Genomic DNA, 13,424 nt, shown 5'->3' on the forward strand with positions numbered 1-13,424 from the left:
GGGGAGGGCTTCGCCCTCCCCGAACCCCTCCTACGATCCTAGAGATTCCAGAAATATTATCTGAAAAGCTAGTGGTTACGCGTTGGAGTGCCGGCTTTAGCCGGCTGAAGCTGGCACTCCAACGCCAGTTCATAGACTTTTCAGACAGCAACTCTATCGTTGAGTCAAGGAGCGCATCTACATCTACCGCTGCACCAATGGTAGATAAACCCTCCGCAATGTATCCGGGTCAGGGTCAGGGTCAGGGTCGGGATCAGGGTCGGGGTCAGGATCAGGATCCCCATTGTCGCCACCTGGATCGGTGGAGGCTACGTAGACCAACGTCAACAGGATGCTATCAAAGACCGCTGGGTTGATGCTGGAGCGTGCTTCAACGCGGATGTCTTTGACGGTGCCACTGGGGATGTTGGATGGAACGGTGACATGAACGGTGATGTCGCGGCTGTTGTACTGTGGTACCCAGAGGTTGGTTGTCCCTAGGCGCACGCGCCAGCCGTCGTTTTCGCCGATCACCACGAGGCTTACTTCGTCGCCTGCGCTCCCGTTGTTGCGGATGGTTAGGTCGGTTAGGCTGATCTGCCCCGATCCGGGTGTCACTGCCCGCACCTGTGAGGCTTCGAGGTTGATGGCAGCCACGCGATCAATTGTGAAGTCGGTGGTGGCACTGTCGTTAATCTCTGCGTCGGTGACCACTTCAGCAACCACTGCCCCACGCCCGATGTCGCCTGCGGTCACATTGACCGCCACTCGCGTGGTGACATTGACAATGGCGGTCTCGTCTGCTCCCAACGAGATTTCACTGGGTGAGACGAAGGTATCCCAGCCTAGCGCATTGACGGCCCGCAAACGGTAGGTTGTCCGTTCAGAGCCAATGTTGCGGAGGGTGTGGCTGATCACGACGGTGCTGCCGGGCGCAACGAGCGCTTCACGGTCGGGGGTTAGCAACACCCCGAAGCGTGGCCCTACGCGGGTCACAATCGGCGCTACATCCAGGGGCTCACCTGTGCCGTTGGGGGGCAAGAGGCGTACCCAGGTGGTATTGGTGATTCCGGTGGCTTCGTTGGGGGCCGCAGTGACGCGAATGGTCAAGTTGGTGGTTTGGCCCGGACCAATCGCCGGGATGCTGCCAACTAGCTCCGCTGTCCAGCCGGGGCGGCTGTTCTGCAAGTCAAGTTGGTAACTGCTGGTGATGGTGCCAGTGTTGAGCAACTCCATGCGATACTCACGGGTTTCACCGGCATCCACATTGCCCTGTTCGATCCGTTCCAGTTCACCATCAATAATGGTGTCAACGGTGAGCGTTGCGGTTACCGTGCGGCTTGGCGTACCATCGCTGCTGGTGGCAGTGAGTAAGAGCTGGTTCTCCGCTTCGGCAAAGAGACCCGCAGGGGGTACGACGGTGGCCTCAATGGTACGCACGCCATTGCGCGGCACATCGGCCAGTTGCTCGGTGGGCGTGAGCGTTACCGTCCATGTTGGCGTTGCACTCTGGCTGAGTTGCAAGCTAAAGCTGTCGGTCACGTTGCCGGTGTTGGTGAGCGTATAGCTAAAGCTGATCGGTCGGTTGGGCAGCACCAAGTAGGCTTGGTTCTCGGGGCTGAGTTGCAGATCCCGCACAATTGCGACACGGGCGAGCAACTCGGCTTCGCCGGTAATATCGGGGGCCGGACGGTTGTCTGTGTTGTCGGCGGTGGCGGCGGTGATAAGAGGTGTAACCCCGCCGTCCGCATCGGGGGGCACGGTGACCGTCACGGTATAGGTGCAACTTGCACCGCTAGGCAGCGGATCGCTGGGGCAGCCACTCGTATCAATTTCAGCGCTCCAACCACTTGGTAAGCCCTCAAGTGTTGGGGCAATGCTGATCGGCGCAGCTTCCCGTCCGCTGTTGGTAAGCGTATTGACAAAGGTGAGTGTCCCGCCGTCGCTCTCGATCTCTTCTGGGCTTGAAGCCCCGGGCGTGATCGTTGCCGCACCCCCCGGTACCACAATGATCTCCATGTTGCGCGTGGCCGGGGCGGGCGCACCTGCCCCACTGGCCTGCGCGGTGAAATTGGCCGTATAGGTACCATTTTCGGTGGGCAACGGGACATCGTAGCGCAGCGTGATGGTCGCCGCTGCGCCCATGGGCAGGTTGCTCAACGGGCGGCTCGTCGTCACATCGCGGAGGCTCAAGGGCCCTTGGGGCGCTGGCGTCGTCAGGGTGAAGCTGTCGGCAGCATTGCCCGTGTTGGTAATGCGGTAGCTAAAACTCACCGTCGTATTCTCAACTGTCCAGCGCTGCTGAGTTGCAGTCGGTGTGAGCGCAAAGTTGCGTACCACCGGCACCACAATACTGTCGGTTAGGCTGATGGAGCGCGGCGGACTCACACCTTGGGTGGTGACGTTAAAGCTAAAGCCAACACTGCCAGCGGGTGGCAGGCCGGGGGTATTGACCACAATATTCAGCGTTGTGCTCGCGTTGGCATCCAGCGAAAAGCTGTTTGGCGTCACGGCAGCAAAGCTCCAGCCAGTGGGCGGCGTAGCACTAAATGTAGGCTGGCTCACCTCAAAGGTACCGGGCTCATCGCCCACATTGGTGAGCGTATAGGCAAAAATGGTCTGATTGGCCTGGCCGCCCGCGCCCTGGTTCAGGTTAAGCGGGCCATTCAGGTCGGGCGTCGGGCCTTGGGGCGGACGCGCCGTGGTGATACTACTCACCTCGTTGGAGGTCAGATTGCCCAAACTGGCACGCACCGTCGTCGTATCACGCAGCCCATCGGCTGCATCAGCGGGCACGGTAATCGTAATCGGCACATCTACTGTCGCACCGGCAGGCACCGTCACTTGGCTCGGCCCACTGGCCCAACCCTGATCGGAACTGATCAGCAGATTGTAGGTAAGATCCGCCTGGGTGGTGTGGCGCAAGCGGTGGAGATAGACCCGGCTCGTGCCAGGTACCGCATCACGCTCATGAGGACTAGCCCGGAGCATCTCAAAGGAGGCTGTACCACAGGCATTGTCCGCCGAGGGGCCAATATGGTCGCTGTAGGGCGACGTATTGTTATTGGCGTCGGTGACCGTAGCCGTAAGATACTGCAAACAGAAGGGTAGATTAATCGAGAACGCGCCCCCGCTCGTGGTCGTACCACTCGTCACATAGACCGGCCCCTCGCGGGTTTCGCTCGCAAGGTTTGAGGTGAAAATCTCGACCGTACAGCCCGCACCACAATTGGTGCTGCCCTGAATACGGGCCGACTGACCCGGTGCAGCGGGAGTAAAGGCGAGATTCGTAGGCGTGGCGCGGTCGCCATTGCCACTATTGAAGAGGAAGATGCCATCGCCATAGTGGAACTGGGTGGTATTGCGCGAGAGCAGCACGCCAGTCATACGATCCACCATAATGCCACTACTGGCCGCAACGCCCGTGCGATCACTATTGCGTACGAAGCGATTGGCAACCAAGCGATTATTCGCCGCAGCAGTGGTACTGGTGCTGGTAACCGAGCTATCGCCAACCCGCACCCCTGGGTAAATATTGATACCTGCTGAACTACTGCCATTGTAGGCAATCAGGTTCGCTTCGATCAGATTCCCCGTGCCACGCACAATCCGAATGCCCTCTTGACGATTCCGCGGGGCCTGATTGTTCAGCACATTCGCTGCGGGAATAGAGCTGAAGAAGATTTCGCCACCAGCCGGGGCACCAATCTTATTGCCAATGATCTGGTTGTTGTCGGCGCCATCATCGGCACCCGAAAGACCGAAACGGATGCCAATCGAGAGACCGCCAATCACGTTATTACGAATGATATTCTCACTGGTACGCACCAGCATGATGCCATCACGGTTGGCGCTCTCGGTATTGAGCGGAGATCGGCCATTGCGCGCCACCCCAATGTAGTTCCCCTCAATCGTATGGCCGCCGGTGGCACACGTCCCGGCGCAACCTGAGAGTGCAGCGGCCCCGGGGTTGATCAGGATGGCAAAACCGCCGCCGCCAGCGAGGTTATTACTAAAGGCAATAATGTTGCGATCAGCCGTCGTGGGGCCGCCAATGGTCACGCCACTGCCATGCTCAAGGAAGATACTCGCGGCTTCGTGGGCCGTACCAGGCAGCGTAGATTCCGCGCCATTCGCAGTAGTACCAATCAGGTTGCCCTTGATAGTATGGCCCCCAGAGCGCACGCGCAGGCCAAAGAGCCCACTGGCAACAATGATGTTATCCGGCCCCAAAGTGACCCGCCCCGGCGTACCAGTGGTCGGTTGGCTGCGCCCAATGAAGACCGTCGCACTCCCTGGCTCGCCGCCGGTCGCATTGCCCAACAAGGCCCCACCGGAGGTCATGCCCAAACGATTGCCCGCAATTGTCACATCACCCCACGCAAACATGCCATCGGTATCTGGCAGCAAAATGCCGTTGCGCGTATTGCCCGCAATGATATTGCCACTCCCAGCCACACTTGGATCACCAATGAAGGTATCGCGTGGCCCAAAGAAACCGGAGGCCCCAACCGCAATCCCAATCCGGTTCGAGAGTTCAGTCCCAGTACGGCTCACCCCAATATGGTTGGCCAGAATGCGCGTATTACGGGGAACGAAGTCATTTGAGACGGTATGACCTGCAACCAAAATCCCCGCCGAGAGGACACCGGTCTGTTCGGAGATGAAGGTACCAACGACATTATTCCTAATAATGGTGTTATGACTACCAGAACGGACATAGATGCCCGCAACTACTGCTTCAGTATTGCCCCCTACTGGTCGTTGGTTTCCGGTAGCATCGGGCCCAATGAAGTTGCCTTCGATCCGGTTATTGTTGTTGAAGGCTGCCGCTGTTTGTGCAACGAGGGTAATGCCACCGAGCAGGTTGCCACTGATCACATTGCGGTCGCGGTCGCTATTGGCCCCAATAATGTTATCACTAGAACCACCGCGCAGCACAATGCCATAGCCAACATTCGGCGCAGCCGTGCGGCCATCGCTCGCCAACCCAATCCAGCAATTGTAGATCGCATTATTGTTCGCATTATCAAGAATAATGCCAGCCCCAGCCATGTCTGGATCGGCCCCGGGCGCAATCGGAATGCGGCTTATTGATAAACCACGGATGACATTATTGTCTGAGGCAATGCGCAGGCCATAGGTAAGCCCCGCTTGCGAGAGGCCCGCTGCGTTAATATGGATCGTCGGGTTAAAAGGGGCCGCACTACTGGTCGCATCAATCGTCACACCACCAGCAGTAAGTGCGGGCAGAATACCGCTCAAGACAATCTCACCACTCACCGAGAAGCGGATGGTGCTACCTGTGGTTGCCTGACCCAGCGCACCGCGCAGGGTACAGGTTGTCGCATTACAGACATTGGTATCAAGCAAGCTATTGACCACGAAATCCTGCCCCTGGGCCGCGAGGGGGCGGGGCTGGAGGATCGTGAGCAGCAGCATGGTCAAGACAAGGATCAGGTTCAACTGACGGTATCGCGGTGCCATGGCACGGCTCCTTCCGCATGGCTACCGCGCAACCAACGGCAACCAGATTCTGGGGATCGGCGAGGGCGAAGGCCCTGGCGTGGGCGAAGGTTCGGGCGTAGGCGAGGGCGTAGGCGAGGGCGTAGGCGAGGGCGTAGGCGAGGGCGTTGGGGGCGGATCGTCCGGCCCAGCAATCCGAATGGTATTGGTTGCCACCGCATCACCAATCATCTCACCAGTTGGGCTACCCTGACGCAAGAAGACATTGATTGTCTCCAGTTGCCCGGCTCGCAATTGATTATTGACGGTCACAATCGCCCGGAATTCGGCGTCACGGAAGCGATTGTTGCGCTCATCGTTGACCGTATCGAGGGTGAAACAGCCATTGCTATTGATCGTGAAGCCATCGGTGGCCGAAACAAAGCGCACCGTACTCTGCAGATTGGCCGCATAGTCCAAGCAGAAGGTGGCGACCCCATTGCTGCGATTGAGTACCGTGTGGTTAAAGAAGACCGTAGCCCCCGGCAATGCCTGCTGGTCGCTGCCACCCAAGAGGTCGGCAATCGCCGCGAGGCTCGCCCGCGTGCGGGCGGTTGCCGTGCGCGAAAAGGCTCCATAGCCCGCCTGGTTGTTGGCAGCCACATTGGCCGTAAGCGTCGTCACCGCTTCAGTGCCCTCCTGGGTCCCCTGGGGCACCAAGACGGTCACACGGATACTATCCTCGGCCCCGGGCGCAATGGTTAGCCGCTGCCGACTCAGTGTGGTTGTCCAGAGGGTCGTGGGGCCAACGCTATCGCGGGTAGCCGCCGAGAAGTTGATCGTGACGGGCACATTGCCATCGTTGCGTACCGTATAGACATGGTCGGCACTCAAGCCTGGCCGCACAGCGCGGGTGCTGGTGGCTGGCGTAAACACAATCACGGGGCGGGCCAGCATGGTGGTTTCGAGGCGGGCCGATGCGGCAGCAATAGCCCCAACCGTATCATTCATCGCATTGAGCGTTACCACCTGGGTGGTGCCCGCACTTACGGTCGGATCGGTGCCGGTTGGCAGAGTCAGGGTAACCGTCACGAGCAGCACCTCGCCAGCGGGCAAGGCCAACTGGGTATTCAAGGCTGGCTCGGTGGCAATCTGCCAGGTGGAAGGCAGATCGGGCGCACTGAGGCGCACGCCAGTGAGACTGAACGTACTAAGGTTACGCAACTGCACCAGGTAGGTTACGGTGTCACCCGGCGCAGCATCCTGAGCCAGCACCAACACATCTTCAATCGTGCCGGGTTCAGTCTGGCCGCGCTCCTCAAAGACGAGGCCACGGGTAATCGGCAAGGTGGCATACTCAGAGCTATTGCCGCTACCAAAGAACCCGTCGGAAGCAATAAAGAGCAACTCAGTCACGCCATCAAGGTTATCTACAATGCGCCGCGAGAAGAAGCCGGTCTCGAGATCGGCCATAAAGCGATCTTCAGGTACAGCCTCGGCCTCCTCGTCGGGATCATCAACATGGGGGATCGTATTGATCAGGAACGCCCCTTGGCCCTGATTTTCAGGCTCGCCATCAAGGGGGCGGAAGATCTGGATGGTACAGGTAACACAGGCCGCCATCGGCTCCAGTTCGCGCTCGATCAGGTTGGTACTGGTGAAGACATAGCCCTCAATGATGCCCGTATCGAGCAGACGCAGGGCCAAGGGATCGTCAAGTTGGGCCTGGTTGACCCAAGGGGGATTGATGTCATGGTTGGGCGCACTCGGATTACCAGGATTCTCGGCGGGCGCATTGGGATCATAGCGCGTCGAGCCCTCAAGCTGGATCGAACCACCATTGCCACTCAGCGAATTGCTGCGGAAGCCAACCCGATCCACGTTGCCACTCAGGAAGATGGCATGCTCAGTGTTGGCACGCAGCGTATTGGTCAAAATCTGCACATCAGCGAGCCAAGGCAGATAGGGCTCATCAGGGTTGCCAAAGATCGCAATGCCGTGACGCCCATTCTCGGCCAGTTCATTTTGGATAATATCAATCGACTGGGTACCAATGGGGCGGTCGTCAATGCGGGTATTGATGAAGATACCATCGCCAGCATTCTTGAAGATCGACTCAGCGTTACTATTGTTCTTAATCGTAACCGTGAAGACATCGGTCATATGAATGCCATTGCCACGATTGTGGCGGATCAAATTGGCATCTTCAGGCTCCTCGCCCCCAATCGTCACCTCAGTCACCCCATCAAGCACAATCCCGTGGCCATGGGGGAAAGTTCGTTCTTCCTCATTCACGAGAAACTGGAGACCAATATAGTTGCCTTTGATCGTGACCAGGCGGGTACCTGTGCCAGCAACGCGCAGACCAGCGGCACCAGCGGCGTTGGCGGCATTACCAGCCAGGGCATTACCCTTAATCTCGACCTGACGGGCGCGATTGGTGACTACAATTTGGGCATCGCCGCCATTGGGAGCAACCAACGGATGATTCTGGGCATTGCGGTAGAGCCCAAAGCTGCTATCGTGAACCCTAATTTGGCGTCCGCCATTGATGAAGAGCCCAAAGCCGGTATTGGCCGCAACGTGGGTATCGGCCTCAATGCTGGTCTCGCTGGTATTGTTCACCTCGATACCATAGCCGCCATTGGCCTGGCGGGTACGGCGGTCGGGGCTCAGACCAATCGTACTCGTTCTAATGGTCGTAACTTCGGTCGCATCGAGGCGCACACCATAGGCTTGATTCGCACTCACAACACTGCGGAAGAGGGTACTAAAGCGGGCCCGATCAAAGAAGACGCCACCACGGGTATTGTTGGTAATCCGCACCTCATCAATCAGGGTACCAAAGGCACCACTGCCGACATAAACACCATTGAGGGCATTGCCAGTCACCACGCCGCCACCAACTTCGGCATTACGGCTATTGGTAATCCGCACACCGTGGCCGCCATTGTTGAGCACAACGCTATCGAGTACCGCATTGCGTTGCCCGCCAACGATCCGCACACCATCAGAACTATTGCCGCGCACGCGATGCAGCGTAAGCTGCGAGTCATTTGCATCCTCCACCAACACACCAAAGCGGTTGGGCAGATCGAGGAACTCGCCGGTACTCTCATTGCGCAGAATCGTACCAATGTAGGTACGCGGCCCATCAACCGAGGTGAAGGTCGCCCCGTCAATAAAGAGGCCCGGATGATCAGCGTGGCCAGCAATAATGAGATAGGCGCTCTCACTACTCTCAATGCGCGTGCGCGTCGCCCCTGAACCGACACGGATACCACCGCTGGCATTGGCAATAGCCCCATCGCGGCGGATATTAATCCCAACCTCGACCCCCCGGATCAGATTCTCCTCGGTGCCAACATCGGTAATATTGATCCCATAGCGCGCATTGCCACTGACGAGCAAGGGGGCCGTATAGTTGCCAAGCAGTTCATTCTGGCTAGCTCCGCGTTCAATGCGGATGCCATCGCCCTGGTTGGGCACCGCCGTCTCGCCCTGGCCCGGCCCAGAGCCAAAATCGAGCCCGATGCGATTGGCGCGGATCTGGTTCTCGGTCGTATTGGCCCCGCGCAGCAGTACCCCAGCCCGATTGGTTCGGCCAGCCGGCCCATTGCCACTAATATTGTTGGCACTATCAGGACTAGTACCGCCAATCCGGTTCAAGCGGCTCTCGCCGTTCGCATCCGAATTGATAATAATCCCAGCCTGATCATTGAAAATACTCACATTACCCGGCCCAATCCCAATATCATTTTGTTCAATAACATTTTCGCTAGAATTCATGATATAAATCCCAGCATAGTTATTGCCCCCAATGCGATTCTCAATAATCCGATTCCGCAGTGCACCGCCATCAATATAGACACCGTAGTGGTTCGCCCCTACGGTCATCTCATCAGGCTCGACACCCAAGAAATTCTTCTCAATCAGGTTATCATTGGCTTGGGGGCCACTCAGCAGCACCGCAACGCCAAAATCTTCAAAATCATCAGGAAAGCCAGTAATGCTAAAGCCACGAATAATATTATTGCTACTGGTTATCTTAAATGCTGGTTGTTGCAGATCATTCCCATAAATATGCACACGCGGCTGCCCAGCGCGATTCGCAATCGCATCAAGGGTCAAATTGGGCTGATTAATCTCAAGGGTACCTAAGCTATGGCTTATGGTAATCCTCTGAGTATCCGCAAAGACCTGGGGATCAAAGAAGATGCGACTAGCCACATTATCGCGATTGGCCAGTGCAATCGCTTGGCGTAGCGAGCAATCATTGGGCACCGTGGGACGACAATAGTTCCCGCTTTGGCTCGCTACAAAGGCACGATCCTCAGTCGTATCAACCACATAGTCTGCGGTATTAGCCGTAACAAAACGCGGCACCAGAGCCAGTGCCGAGATGATCAGGACAAGGACGAACAGCAGAGGGGGCAAGTGCCTACGGAGGGCCATCGCAAACTCCTTAGACTCAAGAAGGGTCGTTGTACAGATTGTACAACAACCATGCACGCGCGGCTATTCTAGCACTTTCTGGGCAATTGTGGTAGGGGGTAGCGGTAGGAATCGAGTCCTGTCTCAAAAAACCCCGTACACCTTGCTCAACATGGCATCCATATCAATCGGCTTGATCAGGTAGTCGCGGCAACCTGCGTTCAAGGCGCGTTCAATGTCGTCGCGGGTGGCATGGCCAGTAACCGCGATCACGGGCACATGGGCCAACTCGGGGCGCGCCTTAATCTGCGCGGTGGCGCTCCAGCCATCGAGGCGGGGCATCGAGAGATCCATCAGGATCAGGTCGGGTGTTTCACGCTCTGTAAGTTCAATTGCTTGGATGCCATCGCCGGCAACCACCACCAAGAAGCCACTGAGTCGCAGCATTTGGGCGATGATGTTGCGGTTATCGAAGTTATCGTCTACGACGAGGATCTTTTTCACGCTGGCCTCATTGAGGGGGTTAAGTGGGCTTGGGAAGGACACGGCGTGGCTGCGGGAATGCGAGAGGGACATGGCTGCTCTGGGCGTTCAGTGGGGAGCCAGATGCGGAACGTGGAACCTTGGCCTAGAGTACTCTCTACGCTGATTGTGCCCCCTAAAACGTGGCACAGCTCGCGGCTCAGGGTTAAGCCCAGTCCGGTGCCTTCGTAACGCCGTGTTACCGAACCATCCACTTGGCTGAAGGGTTGGAAGATGCGCTCATGATCGGCAGGTGCAATGCCAATGCCTGTGTCTTCTACCTCAAAGACGATGCCCGCGTCGTCGCGTTGCGCTCGAAGGGTAATCGTGCCGTTCTCGGTAAACTTGGCTGCATTGGCCAAGAGGTTGATCAAGACCTGACGCAGCTTGTCGGCGTCGGTTTTGCTGCGCCCCAATTCCGGGGCATACTCTAGCTTCAGTTGGTTCTGCTGGCGTTCTGCCAAGGGCGCTACCACATCAGCCGCCTCGCGCAGCACGGCTGCAAGATCAACCGGCGCAAGGTTGAGATCAATCTTGCCCTGCTCAATCTTCGAGAAGTCAAGCACATTGTTGATCAGTGCCTTCAAGTGGCGGCCTGCCGAGAGAATACGATCGAGGGGATCAACATCGCCAGCGGCGGGCTTGGGGTAGGCTGGGTTGATCTGCATAATCTGGGCATAGCCCAGGATCGCATTGAGCGGAGTGCGTAGTTCGTGGCTCATGGTGGCGAGGAACATGCTCTTCGCCTGGCTGGCCGCTTCGGCGGCCACCTGGGCTTGTTGGGCTTCCGCCTCGGCCTGTTTGCCACGGAGAACATCAGCGGTCAACTGCTCTTGGCGCTCTAAACTAGCCTGGAGTTGCTGGTTGCGCTCCTGGAGGGCGCTCCGCTGCGAACGCAGGCTGGCAATCATCTGGTTGAAGGTATGGCCCAACTGGGCCAACTCATCGCGCCCACGCACCGCCACCGGCTGTTCGAGATCACCACCCGACACCTTGTTGGCTGCGGAACTCAGGGTTCCAATCCGCCGGGCGATGTTATTGGAAAGCCCGAAACCAATCACTGCTGAGACCACAATGACCAAGATCGTATCGGCCATAATGAAGGTACGGGCCGTACTATAAGCCTGCTCAACCACCACCAGCGACTCATCAGCCTGATGCTGGCTCTCGGTGGTCAGATCACCAATGGCGCGCTCAAGCCCGCTGTAGATCGGATTGAGCCGCGAGTAGAAGGGGCGCACCGTGCCGGTATTGCTCTGTAAGGCATCGGGCACAAAATTGGTGTGGGTCGCCTCAACCAGTGCCTGCCAACGCTCCTCAACCCGCGCAAAACTCAACTCCTCTGCATCACTGTTGATCAAGGGGCGGTAGGAATCAAGCGCTTGATCCATACGCTCCTCGATTTCAAGCATACGTTGGAGGCTACGATCCTTATCAGCATCATTGGTATAGAGCATAAACTCAAGCTGATTGACGCGATACTCGTTGATATGGGCCTTCAGCGCGGCTACAACCTCAAGGGAAGGGATGGTATGATCGGCCACGAAGCTGGCCCGTGCGTGCATCACCGCCATCTGTTGCGAGGCGACGAGGCCCAAAGCGATCATCAGCATCAGGTCAAGCGCAAAAGCACTGAGCAACTTGGCGCGAATGGGAAACGAAAATTTCATAGGCAAGCTTTTACTCCTCAGGTTCGATGCTAAGTAGTTCTTCAATGGAGACCCCGAGTTGTACCCCTTCCGCAAAGATCGAACCAGTGACCCGGCGCTCTAGGCGATCCATGGCTAGGCTATAGGCCCGTGGGGGCAGGGGGACGTAACGGGCCAATTCGATAAATTCTTTGGCATGCTCAAGGTAAAATTGCACGAAAGCCGCGACCTCAGGCCGATCAAGCGAGTCAGCCCGCACATAGAGAAAGAGCGGGCGCGAGAGCGGCTGGTAGCTCCCATCAACTATCGTCTCAACCGAGGGTGCGACACAGCCTGTACCAGGGTCAATCGCCACCCCGCGCAGCAGATCACCATACTCAGCCAAGTAGGCATAGCCAAAAAAGCCCAGTGCGCCGGGATCTTCCAGCACATCCTGAGCAATCAGGTAGTCGTCTTCACTGCCAATAAAATCGAGGCGACTCACCCCCTCTTGGCCTACGGTCGCCGCCGTAAAGTAGTCGTAGGTGCCCGAATCATGGCCGGGGGCGCGCAGCAGCAAGGGCTGGTCGGGCCATTCCGGGCGCACCATACGCCAACTCGTGACCACCTCTTCGGCCTCGGGTGCCCACATAAAGCCCAACTCTTCGACCGTCAGACACTCCACCCAGTCGTTATCGGCACTCACCACCACCGAGATACCATCGTAGGCAAGGGGCAGGTGGATAAAGGCAATATCATTGGCGGCACAGCGCTCAATCTCTTCTGGCTTCATGGGGCGCGAAGCGCCCGAAATATCGGTCTCACCGCCACAAAAACGGGCAAAACCACCGCCCGATCCGCTCACCCCCAAGCTTACATCAACCTCAGGGGCCAATTCACGGAAACGGCGGGTGGCATGCTCAGTGATCGGAAAGACGGTACTCGATCCATCAATGCGAACCTCGCCCTGCAAACCCACCAAGGCGGCCACCGTTGGCAACGGGGTCGGTTCAGATGTTGGTTCAGGTGTCGGCACGCTACGAGTTGCAGTAGGAGCATCTGGGGCCGCATCGGGGGGCGGCGCTGCAACCGGGGCCGAACTACAGGCAGCGAGCAGGATCGTTACAAGCAGCAGCAGACAAAACGCAGCGCGTGGTTGAAGCATTACAGGTACTTTCTCATGCTTAGGGATGGTTTCAGGGTTCGTTACAGTTTGGAGACATGCAGCGCATCCTGATGCCGCAAACCTATTTCCTATTTCCTCGTTGCTGTTTCCTTCCCTTACAGGGGCAACCCAAACGTCCCGAAGGTCATTGTACGCACTAAAAGTTAAGCTAATGTTAAGTGACAATGAATTATCTGATAAGCGATGGTTTCATGTTCCGTTATTGTTTAGCGGCATGTAGCGCATCCTGA

Annotated in this window: 5 protein-coding genes; all 5 read right to left on the reverse strand. The window is 57.5% G+C overall.

Going from position 1 to position 13,424, the window contains the following annotated elements:
• Positions 1 to 183: 183 nt before the first annotated feature.
• The 5 genes from CJ255_RS12160 to CJ255_RS12180 all read right to left on the reverse strand — a co-directional run bounded on the left by CJ255_RS12160 (position 184) and on the right by CJ255_RS12180 (position 13,173).
• Entirely contained in the window at positions 184 to 5,466 is a 5,283-nt protein-coding gene (locus tag CJ255_RS12160; protein WP_097644373.1) for an NEW3 domain-containing protein, read from the reverse strand.
• 21 nt (positions 5,467 to 5,487) lie between these two features.
• On the reverse strand, positions 5,488 to 9,879 hold the full coding sequence (locus tag CJ255_RS12165) for a right-handed parallel beta-helix repeat-containing protein (protein ID WP_097644374.1): 4,392 nt from the start codon (positions 9,877 to 9,879) through the stop codon (positions 5,488 to 5,490).
• A 123-nt stretch (positions 9,880 to 10,002) separates the two neighbouring features.
• Positions 10,003 to 10,362, reverse strand: a complete 360-nt coding sequence (locus tag CJ255_RS12170; RefSeq protein WP_097644375.1) for a response regulator — start codon at positions 10,360 to 10,362, stop codon at positions 10,003 to 10,005.
• A complete protein-coding gene (locus CJ255_RS12175) occupies positions 10,359 to 12,050 on the reverse strand; it encodes a sensor histidine kinase (protein ID WP_097644376.1) in 1,692 nt (563 codons plus the stop codon). Before CJ255_RS12175 ends, CJ255_RS12170 begins: the two co-directional genes overlap by 4 nt.
• Positions 12,051 to 12,060: 10 nt before the next feature.
• On the reverse strand, positions 12,061 to 13,173 hold the full coding sequence (locus CJ255_RS12180; RefSeq protein ID WP_097644377.1) for a PstS family phosphate ABC transporter substrate-binding protein: 1,113 nt from the start codon (positions 13,171 to 13,173) through the stop codon (positions 12,061 to 12,063).
• Positions 13,174 to 13,424 lie beyond the last annotated feature (251 nt).

Source organism: Candidatus Viridilinea mediisalina (assembly GCF_002532535.1).
Classification (GTDB): domain Bacteria; phylum Chloroflexota; class Chloroflexia; order Chloroflexales; family Chloroflexaceae; genus Viridilinea; species Viridilinea mediisalina.

What these genes read in the sequence shown, in the direction of transcription:
- CJ255_RS12180 (WP_097644377.1), bottom strand. Translation starts at nt 13,173, where the DNA reads ATGCTTCAACCACGCGCTGCGTTTTGTCTGCTGCTGCTTGTAACGATC.
- CJ255_RS12165 (WP_097644374.1), bottom strand. Translation starts at nt 9,879, where the DNA reads ATGGCCCTCCGTAGGCACTTGCCCCCTCTGCTGTTCGTCCTTGTCCTG.
- CJ255_RS12160 (WP_097644373.1), bottom strand. Translation starts at nt 5,466, where the DNA reads ATGGCACCGCGATACCGTCAGTTGAACCTGATCCTTGTCTTGACCATG.
- CJ255_RS12175 (WP_097644376.1), bottom strand. Translation starts at nt 12,050, where the DNA reads ATGAAATTTTCGTTTCCCATTCGCGCCAAGTTGCTCAGTGCTTTTGCG.